The sequence below is a fragment of the Azospirillum sp. UENF 112521 genome (assembly GCF_058780665.1).
This window is the reverse complement of sequence record NZ_JBSNCI010000005.1, coordinates 837501-852191: the sequence shown is the minus strand read 5'-3', so window position 1 is coordinate 852191 and position 14691 is coordinate 837501. Positions and strand designations below refer to the sequence as shown.

The following is a 14691-nucleotide window of genomic DNA, read 5'->3' as shown; positions in this document are numbered from 1 at the left end:
GGCCAAGCCATGGGGCGAAACGGTCACGAGGTCGGCAAGGCCGGCGGAAACGCCAGCCGGGAGCGGTCAGTCGGCGGAATGGGGTTCGGCCATGGCGACCACGACCTTGCGCGGCCCGCTGAAGGGCGTGCGGGCATGGGCGGCCAGCATGTTGTCGAGCATCATCACGTCCCCGGTCTGCCATGGGAACAGCACCGTTTCCTCGGCCAGGACCGCGCGAATGGCGGCAAGGTCGGCCGGATCGATGGGACCGCCGTCGGCGTGGTAGACGTTGCGCGGCAAATCCTCCTCGTCGAGGATGTCGAGCAGCGCCGTGCGCGCCTCCTCCGGAAGGTTGGAGACGTGGAAGAGATGCGCCTGGTTGAACCACACCGCCTCCCCGGTCACCGGATGGTGGGCGGTCGCCTGGCAGATCTGGCGCGTGCGCAGTTCGCCATCCTCCTTCCAGTCGCAGAGGATGCGGTGGTCGCGGCAATAAGCCTCCACCGTCGCGCGGTCCTCCGTGTTGAAGACCTTCTGCCACGGCACGTCCAACCCGTTGCCGTAGTTGCGGACATACATCAGGCCGCGCCGTTCGAACCGCTCGCGGATGTCGGCGGGAATCCGGCGGTGGATCGCCCGGCTGTCGGCGATCGGCGTCTCGCCGCCGACCGGCGCCGCCTGGACGCAGCAGAACCAGATGCGCATCGGCCAGTCGCGGGTATAGGCCTGCTCGTTGTGCAGGGGAATGTGCTGGTCGGCCGGATATTCGGTGGAGGTGTAGACGCCCGACGTCACGTTGGTTCGCGGGGTCGAGCCGAACTCGTAGCTCAGCAGCGGATGGCCGAAGGCGGCGGCGAAGGCGCGGAAACGCTCTACCGTGTTCGCTGCGGAGTCCGCTGCGGATTCTGGGGCCGGACCCAGCGCGAAGCCGCGGAAGAGAATGCCGGCGCAGCGCGGCAGCCAGTCACGCACCAGCGGCTCCAGGTCGGCGAAAGCGTCGAGCAGATCCACCTGCGGATCGCGCGCCCGCACCAGCAGCGGCAGGCCGCCACGCGCATGGGGAAAATCTTCGATCGTGAAACTACGCTCGGCCATGGAACCCTCTTGAATTCAGGCGGTCGCGGCGATCACGCCCAAGCCGTCCGCCAGCCGGTCGAGGAGCGGACGTTCGTGGGCGCGCAGGAAGAAATGGTCGCCGTCGAACATCTCCAGGGTGAAGCCCCCGCGCGTCTCCGCCGACCACGCCCGCAGCCGGTCGGCGGCGATGTCGTCCTGTGTGCCGCCGAACACCCGGATCGGGCAGTCCAGCGGCGGTCGGGGACGGTATGCGTAGCGGCCGCACAGCAGGAAGTCGGCGCGCAGGACCGGAAGGGCCATCTCCAGCAGGTCGCGGTTGCCGAACACCTCCTCGGCCGTGCCGCTGAGGCGGCGCATCTCGGCGATCAACCCGTCATCGTCCAGCGGTTCGGCCCAACGCCCGTCCTCGCGCCGGCTGGGAGCGGCGGCAGCCGACGCGAACAGCGCCCGCGGTTCCCCCCGCCCATGCCCGCGCAAGGCATGCGCCAGCTCGAAGGCGAGGAGACCGCCCAGGCTGTGCCCGAACAGGGCGAAGGGGCCCTGCGCTTGCGGAGCCAGCTCTTCCGCCAGTTCGGCGGCCAGCGCCGTCAGGTCGGTCCTGGGGGGTTCGTCCATCCGCCGGCCGCGGCCCGGCAATTCGACCGGCACAACCTCCAGCCAGGAGGGCACGAGGCGTTTCCAGCGCGCATAGATCATCGCGCTGGCGCCGGAATAGGGAAGGCAGAACAGCCGCATCGCCGGTGGTGCGGCGCGACCGAAGACGGGGGCGGTCGCGGACGTCATCGCGCGGCGGCTTCGTCCATCTGGCGGCGCAGGCTGAGCGGCCGCATGTCGGTCCACACCTGCTCGACGTAGGCGAGGCAGTCGGCCTTGGGACCGCTCTTGCCCGCCTCGCGCCAGCCGGCCGGAACCGCCTTGTAGTCCGGCCAGATGGAATATTGTTCCTCGTGGTTGACCAGCACCTTGAAGGTGATGTCCTCGCGGTCGAACGCCATCGCTGTCCTCGTTCACTGTCGGGAGTGGGGCGGCATTCCGGTCCGGCCGCTCATGCGGTCCGCGCCCGGCGCCCTCCTGCCCTAATGGACGAAGCAGCGCGGCGAATCGTTAGGAGGATTTTGCGATTCCCTCGCAACGCCCCCCTCGCAACAAGCGATGCGAGGGTTGCTGCGGCAATCAACGGACCAGCGCGACGGGCTCCCCGGACTCCGGATGGGGAATCACCGCCATCGGCAGGCCGTAGATGGCGCCTAGCCGGGCAGCGGTCATGATCTCGGCCGGCGTGCCGCGATCAATCAGACGCCCGCCGTGCAGAGCGACGATGTCGTCGCAAAAGCGTGCGGCCATGTTCACGTCGTGCAGCACCGCGACCACCCCGACGCCGCGGTCGCGCGACAGCCGGCGGACCAGCGCCAGCACCTCCACCTGATGGGCGACGTCGAGCGCCGAGATCGGCTCGTCCAGCAGCAGGCAGCCGGCATCCTGCGCGATCAGCATGGCCAGCCAGACCCGCTGCCGCTCGCCGCCCGACAGGCTGTCCACCAGACGGCCGGCGAACCGCGCGGTATCGGTCAGCACCAGCGCCTCCTCCACCTTGCGGGCATCCTCCGCCCGGAAGGCGCCCAGAGCGCCATGCCAGGGATAGCGGCCGAGCGCCACCAGCTCCCGCACCAGGAGCCCGGAGGCCGGCGGCATGTGCTGCGGCAGGTAACCGATCCGGCGAGCGAGCGCTCGCTGTTTCCAGCGGTCCAGCGGCTGGCCGTCGAACAGCACCCGCCCGCCGCTGGGTCGTTGCTGGCGGGCGAGGATCTTCAGCAGGGTCGATTTGCCGGAGCCGTTATGGCCGATCAGTGCGGTCACCCGGCGGGGAAGCAGGTCGCAGGACGGTATGTCGAGCAGGAGGCGGCCGGGCAAGGCGAAGCTCACCCCGTCGATGCGGAACATCGGCGCTGTCGGGGACGCAGATGGGGGCGCTGTCGGGGACGCGGCTGAAGACGTCATGCGGAAATCCTGCGGTCTGATGAGGCGGCCGGCGGGGTGCGCCGCCAGTAGGCGACGGTCAGCAGGCGGTCGCGGTCGATGCCGCGTCCGCGCAGATGGTCGCGCAGGAGGGCGAGATCGTCGAACTCGCAGGCCACCCAGGCGAACGGCGCGGCCGGGCCGGACGGCAACGTCAGGGCGCGCACCGCCTCGACCAGCGGCCCCGCACCCCCGGCATCCCGGCGGTGCAGCCAATGGACGGAGACACCGGCGGGCGCCTGAAGCGGCAGTTCGTCCGCCGCGTCCTCCACCTCGATCAGGGCGATGCCGCGGGCGTCGCCCGGCAACTCCTCCAGGATGCGGGCGATGGCGGGAAGCGCCGTTTCGTCGCCGGCCAGCAGGTACCAGGCCGCCGGACGGATGCCGAGCCCGCAGGGACCGGACATGCCGCAGAGGTCGCCGGGCCGGGCCCGCCGGGCGAAGTCGGCCCCGGGAGCGCCATTGGGAGCGCCATTGGGAGCACCACCGGGATGCCCGCCATCGGACTGCGTATCGTCCGCATGGAGAACGAAATCGATGTCCAGTTCGCCCGCCTCGGCATCGATGCGTCGCAGGGTGTAGTAGCGGACCGCCGGACGCCGGTCCGGCTCGGGCCAGAGCGGCCGTCCGTCGGGGCCGGGGCGCGGCCAGGACGGCGTTTCCGATCCGTCCGGCGGCAGATAGAGCCGGACGTGCAGGTTGTCCGCCGTTGCGAAGCGGTCAAGGTCACGGCCACGGAAGGTGACGCGGCGCAGGCGCGGCGTCAGGTCACGGACGGCGACGACGCGGATCTCGCGGAAGTCGGCGAAGAGCGGTCCTGTCTCCACATCGCCGCTCCAGACGATGGCGACCTCCTCCCCCAGCAAACCGACCAGCTGCTCGCTGACGGACGCGCGCAGACGCTCCAAAAGGCCGCGGTCGTCCGCCTCCGCCCGGAGATGCAGGGCGTCGGCCGCGACGGACAGAGCCAGCCGGCCGAATGGGCCGCTCGCCACCAGGGTTTCGCCCTCGCGGGTGAAGGTCAGGCCGTAGGGTTCGGCGGCGGCGACCAGCCGGTCCGCGGCAGCGGAGGGGCGGTCGTGAGGGATCGCGGTATCGCAGGAGAAGCGGGGCATCAGCGCCGTCCCAGCAGCCAGAGAAGGAAGGGTCCGCCGATCACCGAGGCGAGCAGCCCGGCCGGCACCTGATAGGGAAAGATCACGCTGCGGCCGAGCCAGTCGGCCATCAGCATGATCAGGCCGCCGAGCATGGCGGAACCGGCGAGATGGGCAGCAGCCCGCTGCAGGCCGAGCATACGGGCCAGATGCGGCCCCATCAGCCCGACGAAGCTCAGCGGGCCGACGATCAGCGTCGCCGCCGCGGTCAGCAGGGCCGACAGGCTGAACAGCGCGATCCGGCTGAGCGACGGGCTGACCCCCAGCGCGGCGGCCACCCCGCCGCCGAGCGGCAGCAGGTCGAGCCAGCGGGCGACGAAGGGAATGGCGCCGATGGCGAGCATCGCCAGCAGAACCGCCGCCAGCCCGTCGGTCCACCCCACCATGTAGGTCGAACCGGACAGCCAGGTGACGAGCGTTTGCAGGCGTGGATCCTGCCCGGCCATCAGGACGGCGACGACGACGCCGGAGATGGAGCTGGTGGCGATTCCGGCCAGCAGCAGCCGGTCGGGCGAGAAGCCGTCCTTGCGGCCGAGCGCCAGCATCGCCGCCAGCACCGCGACCGCTCCCGCCCCGCCGGCCGCGATCTGCGCGCCACGCTCCGGCGCGTCCGCCGAGAACATCAGCACGATCACGCCGAGGATCGCGCCGGAAGACACGCCGAGGATCTCCGGCGCCGCCAGCGGATTGCCGGTCATCCGTTGCAGCATGGCACCCGCGACCGCAAGCATGGCCCCGCCGGACAGGGCCGCCATCGCCCGCGGCAGCCGCCAGGGCCCCAGCGCGGCAAGATCGTCGCCGGAACTCCAGCCCCAGCCATCCGGACCGGAACCGAAGGCGACCGCCATCCACAGGGCCAGGGGCAGCAGCAGGGCAGCGCCGGCAAGCACCAGGGCGGGGCGGGAGGCGCGCGGCGGCTGGGCGGCGGCGGACAGGACCGGCGGTGCGGAGGTCCGCAGCCGCGGCAGAAGCCACAGCAGCATCGGCACACCCAGGACCGCGGTGACGGCACCGGTCGGCAATTCGCGGTAGGTGATCGGCGCCATCAGCACCAAGGCGTCGGTCGCCCACAGCAGGGCGGCACCGCAGAGCGGCGCCCACAGCATCCGTTGCCCCAGCCGGCGGGCGCCGGCCATGCCGACGATGGTCGGGGCGGCCAGCCCGACGAAGCTGACCACGCCGACGGCGGCGACCGTGAGGGCGGTCAGCATCACCGCGATCAGCAATCCGGCCAGACGGGCGCCCACAACCGACAGCCCGAGGCTGCGCGCCCCGCCCTCCCCCAGGCCGAGCAGGACCAGCGGGCGCAGGACCAGCGCCGCGGCGACGGCCAGCACCGCCAGCCGGGGCGCCAGAAAGGCGGCCATGCCCCAATCCTGCTGGTCGAGGAAGCCGGCACCCCACAGGAAGAGGCCGATCAGCAGGTCGTGGTTGAACAGCACCATCACGCCGCTGACCGATCCGGCATAGAGGCTGAGGACGAGACCGGCCAGCACGACGGTGACCGGCGACAACCCCTTGCGCCAGGACAGCGCCAGCAGCGCCGCCGCCGACAGTCCGGCACCGGCCAGCGCGACCCATTCGCGGCCCAGCGCCAGCGCCTCGGGAATCCAGAGGGTGGCGACGGCGAGCGACAGGTGCGCGCCGGCGGAAATGCCGAGCGTGGCGGGTTCGGCCAACGGGTTGCGCAGAACCTGCTGCAGGATGGTGCCGGCAAGCCCCAGCGCCGCCCCGACCAGCAGGGCGACCGCGAAGCGCGGGAACAGGACATAGTGGGCGGCAAGCTGGTCGAGACGCGCCGGATCGGGATCAACGAGCGCCCTCCACCACAGCTCCGGCGGCAGTTGCCGGCCAAGCACCAGAAAGGATGCCAGTCCGGCCAGCAGGAACAGGCCGGTCACCGGCCAGGCCGGACCGAACCGGCGGGACGGGGTCGGGATCGCGGTGTCAGCCATGGCGCTGCGGAAGCCTTTCGCCGAGCAGACGGACGAAACGCTCCGCCGTCGGGACGCCGCCATAGAACAGGATGGGCGGCAGGATGGTGACCCGGCCTTCGCGCAGGAACGGCAGCCCGGCGAACAGCGGCAGGTCGGCCAGCGCCTCCAGCGCCCGCTTTCCCTCGCTGCCGATGTTGACCAGTCCGGCATCGGGACGGCCGGTCAGCCGGTCCATGGTCACGGTGGCGTGGCCGTAGGGGCCGCTGGGACCGGTCCAGGCATTTTCGATCTCCAGCCGGTCGAGGAGATCCTGGTAAAGGCTGTTGCGTCCATGGATGAGGACGCGGCGCCCGTCAAGGACGCTGAGAATATAGAGCGGACGCCTCTCCCGCCCGCTCAGGCGGGCGCGCGCCTCCTCCAATGCGCGGTCGAGACGGGCAGCCGCGCGGTCCGCCGCATCCGGCACGCCGAGGCCGTCGGCCAACCCGCGCAGGGAGGCGATGGCGAAGGCAAGCTGACCGCTCCCCCGATCTCTGTCGACAGATCCCGTGTCGAAGGATTGATAGAGTGTCAGCGGAGCGATCCGCTCCAGCCGGCCGCGCACGGCGGACAGCATGCCATCGGTGACGAAGCGTGCCGGTGCCAGCCGGTCGAGCAGTTCCAGGTTCGGCTCCGCCCTGGCACCGATGTCCGGAACGCCGTCCGGCACCGCCGGCTCGATCACGGAGCGACGGTAGCGATCGATCTCCGGCAAGCCATGCGGGACGATGCCCAACGACAACAGCGCCTGTGCACTCGTCCAATCGAGCGCGCAGACCCCGCCGTCCACCCCCGGCTCCGCCGACCGTGCGCCACCGGCCAGAAGACCGAGCGGCAGCGCGGCGGCGGCATGGAGGAACCGGCGCCGGTCGACGGCGCCGGTCATCTTGGGCATCGGGGACAACGGTCCCGCCTTACCAGCTGTACTTCAGCGTCGCCAGGACCTGGCGGCGGTTGCCGTACAGCACCGTGTTGTCATAGAAGCCCGCCGAGTAATACTTCTTGTCGGTCAGGTTGCTGACGTTGAGCGCCACGCTGGCCCCCTGCAATTCGGACCGCAGGGCACCCAGGTCGTAGCGGACGGCGGCGTCGGCCAGCGTGTAATCCGGGATGGTCTCGGTGTTGCCGGCATTCTTGGACGAGCCGACATAGCGCGCGCCCACGCCGAAGCCGAGGCCGGTGAGCGGACCGGACTTGAAGGTATAGTCCCCCCAGGCCGAGGCCATGTGGCGCGGGATGCCCTTCGGACGCAGCCCGACCGAGCTGGTGCTGGAACCGACGGCCGGATTGTCCTTGGTGATCTCGGCATCGACGAAGGCGTAGGAAGCGATCAGGCTGAACTCCTCAGTCAGCTCCATCTTGCCTTCCAGCTCGATGCCGCGGCTGCGGATCTCGCCGTCCTGCACCGCGAAGCCGCTGTAGACCGGGTCGTTGGTGACCACATTCTGCTGGGTGATGTGATAGAGCGAGGCCGAGATGAAGCTGTTCCAGCCGTTCGGCTGGTACTTCACGCCGACCTCGTACTGGGTGCCGGTGGTCGGCTTGAAGGTGCCGCCGCCGCGCTGCGGCGCGTAGGTGCCGGTGGTCGGCTGGAAGGAGGTCGCATAGCTGGCATAGGGCGCGATGCCGTTGTCGAAGACATAGCCCAGACCGACACGGCCGGTGAAATGATGGTCGCGCGCGGTCTGGGAGCTGCTGGACAGGTTGTCCGTCTCCTTGTCGACCACCCAATCCTGGCGGCCGCTGAGGGTCAGGATCCAGTTGTCGTAGCGCAACTGGTCCTGGAGGTAGGCGCCGATCTGGCTCAGGTTGCTCTTGCCATCCACCCAGGGGTTTCCATAGAGGAAGTCGGTCCCCGGATAGCTCGGGTTGAGAACATCGATCACCAGCTCGTTCAACGAGTTGCGCCGCGTCTCCCGCCCAATGTAATAGCCGTAGTCGACACCGGCCAGGATGGTGTGCGACACAGCGCCGGTCTGCACCTTGCCCTGGACGTTGCTGTCGAGCAGGTAGGTCTCGGTCGTCTTCGGACGGTCCTGCACCCCGACCGGATAATCGCGCCCGTTCACCAGCTCCACCGGCCAGGCGGTGCTGAAGGCGCTGACGAAGTTGACCTTTGAATGCATGTAGCGGGCATTCTGGTGGAAGGTCCAGTTCGAGCTGATCTCATGCTCCAGCTCGTAGCCGACGGTGGTGTTCTGCACCTTCCAGTCGGAATAGCCAGGGATGCCGAAGAAGAGATCGGTGCCGATCTGGCCCATCGCATCGCGGGGAATGCTCTGTTCCGCCCCGCTCATCTTCAGCTTCTGATAGCTGCCGAGCAGGGTCATCTTGGTCTTGTCGGTCGGCTTGAAGGTCAGGGCCGGCGCGATGTAGAAGCGGTCGTCAGGCGCATGGTCGACCTGGGTGTCGGACAGGCGGCCGAGGCCGGTCAGGCGGTACAGGACCTTGCCGTCGCCATCCACCGGCCCGCCGAAATCGAAGGCGGCCTGACGGCGGTCATAGCTGCCGGTTTGCAGTTCGATCTCGTGCAGCGGCTTGTCGGTCGGCCGCTTGGTGGTGAGATTCACCACGCCGCCGGGCGAGGTCTGGCCGAACAGGACCGACGACGGGCCCTTCACGACATCGACACGTTCCAGCCCGTAGGGCTCGAAATTGGTGTCGTAGTTGTTGAAGCCGGCACGCAGGCCATCACGGTAGATGCCGAACAGGTTGAAGTCGCGGAAGCCGCGCATCGAGAAATCAGGGGCGCCGGGGCCGCCCGGGTAATCGACAACGGCGATGCCGGGCGAGTAGGCGACCGCACCTGCGAAATCCTGCACCGCGCGCTGGTCCAGTTCCTTGCGGGTCACGACGGAGATCGTCTGGGGGATTTCGACCAGCGGCGTCTCGACCTTGGTGCCGACGGCGCTGCGGGTGGCGACATAACCCTCCGTGCCACCGACGACTCCCTGAACGGAAATCGGGTCGAGAACAATGCCGGCGCCGGTGGCGGCCTCTCCGCTAGTGGCCTGCCCGCTGCCCTGGCCGGCCTGGCCGCCGTTCGTCGCCTGCTGCGCCAAACCGGCCGGCTGGTTCGCCAGCAGCGCCAGACCGGCCATCGTCGTCGCCAGCAGGAAGGATTTCAAACGCCCGTGCTTGCCCGTCGCCAGACGACCGGCCGATCCGGCCGCGCCAACCTCACTCTCCATCACCGTTCCCCCAACTGAAGCTCTGTCCGACGGACTCCGCTCTCTCGCGAAATCCGTCTCCCGGCTCTAAGACGAAGGGGGTAGGCGAATATTAAGGAGAATCTTTCATATGTACGAATTTTCGTGCGCGGCGGCCGTCGTCGACGGCTCCGACAGGCCGGGGCAGCGGTCGAAGAAGTCACGGCGGTCGAGCGTCATCAGCGCCGCGCGCTTGTGCGGGAAGTCGAACTCCCGTTCGCGCAGGAACCCCAGCGACTGCATGTGCCCGATCATGCGGGCGTTGTCGGCCCGCGGCTCCGACACCACGCGGCCGGTGCGGGCATCGTCGAGGAACATCCAGTGCACCAGCGCCGAAAGCCACGACCGCACCTTGTGCGGTCCACGGTGATGCTCCTCCCCCACCAGCATATGGATGCCGCGGTCATGGTCGCCCGGCGCGCAGAAGGGAGCGATACGGTCCTCCTTCGCCCAATAGGCCTCGAAATAGGCGAAAGGTTCATCGTCGAAGCAGCCGATCACCGTCTGGACATGTGGGTCCTCCGCCAACCCCTCCAGATAGGCGCGGTGTCTCAGGAAGTCGCCGCCCTCCTGCCAGAAGGCAAGGACCCGGGGGGTGTTCTGCCAACGGTTGAAGCGCTCCAGATCGACGTCGATGTCCAGGCTGCGCAGCGAAATCCAGAGGCCGAGCGCCGGATCGAACCGGCGGTACAACTCCCCGGCCGGCTTCGGCGGCCGGTGGAGATGCACTCCATCCCCCCGCGCGCCATCCCCCCGCGCTATGGCCGGATAGCCGGTCGTGCCCGGACCGCGCAGCCAGGGGCCGGGCAGTTGCCAGAAGGCGTCGCGCCGGCTGATGGCGCCACCTCCGCCATCGGCGAGCAGCAGGCCGGACCGCAGCGAGGCCGGGTCGGGCTCAATGCCGCGCCAGACGAGACGGCGGCAGGCCGGGTCGCCGGTGAACAGCCAGCAGGCCATCGCCCAGGCGGCATCCGCGGGAAGTGGAGCGGGACGTTCGCCGAAGAGGTCGGGCACAAGGACGAGGCCGCCCTCGATCGGCTCGCAGGCGGCCGACAGCAGCGGACGGCCGTCGATGGACAGACGCAGACCGCCGGATCCGGTCTCGGCGGTCAGCCGGCGGCCATCGGGCAAAGGCAGGGTACGGGATGATGTCATGGTGGCGGTTTCCAGTTCTTGGCGCCCGCTGCCGCCGTCCCGTCACCGGGCGAGGGCGAGCAGCCGGTCGCGGGTCGCCCCGAAGCACAGATAAACGGCGGCGCTGGTGTGGACCGACACCCCATCCACCTCGGCCGGGATGCGGTCATCCATGTCCAGGAGCTCGACAGCCGCCCCGCGGGCGGTGAAGAGCCGTTTGGCGGCAAGGGTGTTGGCGAAGGGCACCACGGCATCCCGGCCGGCCCCGCACAGGACCATCGGCGCGCGCGGTGTCCAGTCCAGCAGGTCGTTGCCGGCGAGGGCGCGGCGGAACGGAGCCTGCGGATCGTCGAAGGACCGTGTGAAGCCGTCCTGGCGAAGCCGCGCGATCTCCGGTCCCGGCGGCAGCATTCCCTGCCGAAGCACATCGAAGATGTCGAGGCGGCCCGGCATGAATCCCTCGACCGTGGCGTCGAAGGGCGACCGGAACACGTCGGCGGGCGAGGCATAGATGTTGCCGTAGACGCGCTGCATCGCCACCACGGCATAAGCGAACAGCGCCGTCGCCAGACCGTTCGGCCCCGCCGGCCCGGTCGCCGACCAGCCGTCGACGAAGGTTTGCTCCAGCGCATAGGGACCGGACATCGGCGCCGTTCCGGCAAGGTGGAACTCGCCCGCATGGTCGCGCTCGATGGTGCGCTGGGCCGCCATCGACGCATGCCCGCCCTGGGAATAGCCGGCTAGCAGCACATGCCCGGACAGCGGAATCCGCGCCTCCCCCGCCACGCTGCGCGCGGCGCGCAGCGCATCGACGATGGCGGACGCCTCGCTCTCCGCATGCAGGTAGGGATGGAACGGGTAGTCCGAGCGGCCGAGCCCGAGATAGTCCGTGGCGGCGACCGCGACGCCGCGGGCAGCGTAGAAGGTCAGCAGCGGGCTGTCGCCCGCGGCCAGCGTATCGTCGGCCTGACTGGCGTCCCGCCGTGTCTGGGTGCCCTGTGCCCAGCCCAGCAAGTCATGCGGCTCTCCGCAATCCGGACCGCCGGGCAACAGCAGCATGGCCGAAGCGGTCGCCGGTTCGCCATGCACCCCGATGGTGGCATAGGTCACCCGCGACAGGGAAACGTCGCAGAGCGGCCGGCCGATGAAGGCGGCGCGCGATCCAAGCCCGGCCTCGATCGCATCCCGCCGGTAGGTCGCCAGCGTCGCCACCTCAAGCACCGCGCCCCGTGCGGAGGCATGGACAGCCTGAGGGACGGCCTTCGCCACGGCATCGTCCGCCGCGGCGGCTGCCGACCCGGCCGCGCAGACGGCGGACAGGATGCACAGCAGCCGCAGCCCGGCGCGTCCGCGCCGCATCATCGCGTCCATCAGCGGTTCGACGCGCCGGCGACCAGCCCGGTCGGCCCCGACTGACGACGGGACCGGCCGTCGGCCGGCGCCAGATCGCGGTAGAGGGCGGCGGCGATCTCCGCCGCCCGGACCGGCAGGACCGACAGCAACGTGTCACTCAGCCCATGGGTCTCCTCGCAGAAGCCCTGGATGAAGACCGGTGCCGTCAGCTTGGGGTCGGTGCGGACGCGATAATCGCGGTCGACCCGCAGATCGCCCGTCAGGTCGCCCAGCGGCTCCAGCAGCCGGCGGTGGGAGTTGCGCTCGTAGCCGGTTGCCAGCACCACCGCGTCATAGTGGATTTCCTCCAGGGCACCGCTGGACAGGTCGCGCAGGGTGAGCGCGATGCCGGACCCGTCGGACGTGACCGCTTCGATCTGCCGCCGGCACAGGAAGCCGTGGCGCTGCAGGCCGGATACCTTCTGCCGGTAGAGGATGCCGTAGATGCGGTCGATCAGCTCGGCGTCGACCACCGAGTAATTGGTGTTGTGGTAGTCGCGGATCAGCTGCGTCCGTTCATCCTCCGGCAGGTTGAACATCACATCCGTATAGGCCGGCGCGAAGATCTCGTTGACGAAGGGCGTGTCGTCGGCCGGACGCAGGACCGCCGAGCGCAGGATCATGTCGGCCCGCACCGACGGGAAACTGTCGTTGAGGTCGATGAAGGCCTCGGCGGCACTCTGCCCGCCACCGACCAGGGCGATCCGCATCGGCGTTCCGGCGACGCAGGGCTGGGCAGCGATCCGCTGCACATAGTCGGCATGGTGGAACACGCGGGGATCGTCCTTCAGCCCGGCGAACAGCGCCGGGATGCGCGGCGTTCCACCGGTGCCGACCACCAGCGAGCGGGTTCGCCGCACGCGTTCGATACCGTCGGGGCCGCGGGTGACGACATCCAGCATGCTGATGACGCCGGTCCTGTCGACGACCGGTTCGATGCGCACCACCTCTGTGCCGTAGCGGCAGGCATCGGAGAAGTGGGACGCCACCCAGCGGAGATAGTCGTTGAACTCCATCCGGCAGGGATAGAAGGTGCCGATGTTGATGAAATCGATCAGCCGTTCCTTGCGGTGCAGATAGTTCACGAAGCTGTAGGGGCTCTGCGGATTGCGCAGGGTCACCAGAATCCTTGAGGAAGGAGATCTGCAGGTCGCTCTGCTGGACCAGCGTGCCGCCATGCCAGCTGTAGGAGGCCTGCCGGTCGAAATAGGCCGTGTCCAGCGCCCGTCCGGAACGCTCCGCCTGTTCTTCGAGGGCGATCGCCAGCCCGATGTTGGAAGGTCCGAACCCGATCCCGGCAAGGTCCAGGGGCTTTTCGGAGAGGCTGAACTGAGTCATGGAATTGTCGTCCCCTGTTGAGAATCCCAAAAACACCGCCACGGCTGCCGGACGCATGGGCCGGTCCTGCTCCTGCCTGTGCCGGTCGTGCCGGTCAATGGCGTGGCGGGGCTCCAGCCGGATGCCGACCGACCTCAGCCGACCGCCGCCTCCTTCCGGATTCCTGAAAGACGACGAATGCACCCCGCGGAAATTTAGGCTCTTTCGCATGCGAACCGCTTTGGCGCACAAATCGGCATGGCAGCGGCGTCCGCCGCGGGGCAGGGCTTGGAGAGCTTCGGCTACCTCCGCCAGTTGAAACTCGACCTGAAAGTAAACCAACGGCCGAATACCATCGGGCCGGAGGCCGTGCCGGGCATCGACGTGAACCCGCTGGGCGTCGAACTGACCCACATCTCCGTGTGGATCGGCGCGATCCAGTGGATGCGCCGCCATGGCGACGAGGGGATGGCGGCTATGGAGATGGTGCGGACCATGGTCGACAGGGTCGTGTGCTTCCCCTGCCCTCTCGGACGCCGGGTTGGAGGCGCAGCGTCCTGGCGATCTGCTGGCGATCCTGGAGGCGTGCGCCGGGGCGAACCCGAAACGACGACAGCCCGCCTCGTGAGAGGCGGGCTGTCAACTGTCGGTGGTTGCGGGGGCAGGATTTGAACCTGCGGCCTTCAGGTTATGAGCCTGACGAGCTACCGGGCTGCTCCACCCCGCGGATGTCCATTATGCTGGATGACGGATGTCGTGAAGATGCAAGCGTGCGTGCTTTCTTGTATTGAGCGTCTCATGTGCCTGAGCGACCTGGCGGCGACCTACTCTCCCACGTCTTAAGACGCAGTACCATTGGCGCGGAGGCTTTTCACGGCCGAGTTCGGGATGGGATCGGGTGTTTGACACCTCGCCATGACCACCAGGTCACCGAGGCACAAGACCGACGCTGTTACCGAAAGCGCTTAATGCTTGTTCAGTGCAAGTGAGGAGGATGTATCGAACGGCGATGCGCTGGTCAAGCACTGCTTTCAAGCAGGCTTGCTGCTGCGCATGGCGCGGTTAGTGGTGTCGAGATCAAGCCGATCGAGCGATTAGTAAGGCTTAGCTTCAAGCATTGCTGCCCGTCCACATGCCTCCTATCGACGTGATGGTCTGTCACGGCTCTCAAGGGAGCTCTGGTTTAGAGGTGGGTTTCCCGCTTAGATGCTTTCAGCGGTTATCCCGTCCATACTTAGCTACCCGGCCATGCCACTGGCGTGACAACCGGTGCACCAGAGGTATGTCCATCCCGGTCCTCTCGTACTAGGGACAAATCCTCGCAAAACTCCGACACCCACGGCAGATAGGGACCGAACTGTCTCACGACGTTCTAAACCCAGCTCACGTACCACTTTAATCGGCGAACAGCCGAACCCTTGGGACCTGCTCCAG

General features: G+C 68.7%; 12 protein-coding genes, 1 tRNA gene, 2 rRNA genes and 1 pseudogene (1 of these 16 cut by a window edge). 1 reads left to right on the top strand and 15 read right to left on the bottom strand.

Annotated elements, in window-relative coordinates; all coding sequences use genetic code 11:
- Positions 1–66: 66 nt before the first annotated feature.
- The 12 genes and pseudogenes from ACWPN8_RS28535 to ACWPN8_RS28480 all read right to left on the bottom strand — a co-directional run.
- Positions 67–1077, bottom strand: a complete 1011-nt coding sequence (locus tag ACWPN8_RS28535) for a TauD/TfdA family dioxygenase (RefSeq protein ID WP_492243185.1) — start codon at positions 1075–1077, stop codon at positions 67–69.
- 15 nt (positions 1078–1092) lie between these two features.
- Entirely contained in the window at positions 1093–1842 is a 750-nt protein-coding gene (locus tag ACWPN8_RS28530) for a thioesterase II family protein (RefSeq protein WP_492243184.1), read from the bottom strand.
- Positions 1839–2054, bottom strand: coding sequence for an MbtH family protein (locus ACWPN8_RS28525; protein ID WP_098735105.1), 216 nt, complete (start codon positions 2052–2054; stop codon positions 1839–1841). The genes ACWPN8_RS28530 and ACWPN8_RS28525 overlap by 4 nt, the downstream gene beginning before the upstream one ends.
- Positions 2055–2232: 178 nt before the next feature.
- Positions 2233–3000, bottom strand: a complete 768-nt coding sequence (locus ACWPN8_RS28520) for an ATP-binding cassette domain-containing protein (RefSeq protein ID WP_492243183.1) — start codon at positions 2998–3000, stop codon at positions 2233–2235.
- 53 nt (positions 3001–3053) lie between these two features.
- Positions 3054–4190: an SIP domain-containing protein gene (locus ACWPN8_RS28515; RefSeq protein ID WP_492243182.1), complete on the bottom strand. Its 1137-nt coding sequence runs from the start codon at positions 4188–4190 to the stop codon at positions 3054–3056.
- Positions 4190–6184, bottom strand: a complete 1995-nt coding sequence (gene fhuB, locus ACWPN8_RS28510; protein WP_492243181.1) for a Fe(3+)-hydroxamate ABC transporter permease FhuB — start codon at positions 6182–6184, stop codon at positions 4190–4192. Before fhuB ends, ACWPN8_RS28515 begins: the two co-directional genes overlap by 1 nt.
- Entirely contained in the window at positions 6177–7100 is a 924-nt protein-coding gene (locus ACWPN8_RS28505; protein ID WP_492243180.1) for an ABC transporter substrate-binding protein, read from the bottom strand. Before ACWPN8_RS28505 ends, fhuB begins: the two co-directional genes overlap by 8 nt.
- Before the next feature lie 19 nt (positions 7101–7119).
- Complete coding sequence (locus tag ACWPN8_RS28500) at positions 7120–9396, bottom strand: TonB-dependent siderophore receptor (protein WP_492243179.1); 2277 nt, start codon at positions 9394–9396, stop codon at positions 7120–7122.
- Positions 9397–9501: 105 nt separating this feature from the next.
- The gene (locus tag ACWPN8_RS28495) at positions 9502–10569 is read right to left on the bottom strand and encodes a GNAT family N-acetyltransferase (protein ID WP_492243178.1); all 1068 of its coding nucleotides are present in this window, start codon (positions 10567–10569) and stop codon (positions 9502–9504) included.
- A 42-nt stretch (positions 10570–10611) separates the two neighbouring features.
- Complete coding sequence (locus tag ACWPN8_RS28490) at positions 10612–11919, bottom strand: lipase family protein (RefSeq protein ID WP_492243177.1); 1308 nt, start codon at positions 11917–11919, stop codon at positions 10612–10614.
- Positions 11919–13061: a SidA/IucD/PvdA family monooxygenase gene (locus ACWPN8_RS28485; RefSeq protein ID WP_492243176.1), complete on the bottom strand. Its 1143-nt coding sequence runs from the start codon at positions 13059–13061 to the stop codon at positions 11919–11921. The genes ACWPN8_RS28490 and ACWPN8_RS28485 overlap by 1 nt, the downstream gene beginning before the upstream one ends.
- Positions 13062–13125: 64 nt before the next feature.
- Positions 13126–13278: pseudogene (locus ACWPN8_RS28480) on the bottom strand (SidA/IucD/PvdA family monooxygenase); the annotation flags it as partial.
- 267 nt (positions 13279–13545) lie between these two features.
- Here ACWPN8_RS28480 and ACWPN8_RS28475 point away from each other — a divergent pair.
- On the top strand, positions 13546–13929 hold the full coding sequence (locus ACWPN8_RS28475; protein WP_492243175.1) for a hypothetical protein: 384 nt from the start codon (positions 13546–13548) through the stop codon (positions 13927–13929).
- On the opposite strand, the gene ACWPN8_RS28470 is transcribed toward ACWPN8_RS28475, so the two are convergent.
- From ACWPN8_RS28470 to ACWPN8_RS28460, 3 genes are all read right to left on the bottom strand, one after another.
- Positions 13908–13984: transfer RNA gene (locus tag ACWPN8_RS28470), tRNA-Met, on the bottom strand. The two genes, ACWPN8_RS28475 and ACWPN8_RS28470, sit on opposite strands and share 22 nt — an antisense overlap.
- Before the next feature lie 84 nt (positions 13985–14068).
- Positions 14069–14184: ribosomal RNA gene (gene rrf, locus ACWPN8_RS28465) — 5S ribosomal RNA — on the bottom strand.
- A 146-nt stretch (positions 14185–14330) separates the two neighbouring features.
- Positions 14331–14691 (bottom strand): 23S ribosomal RNA (locus ACWPN8_RS28460) (it continues 2385 nt past the right edge of the window).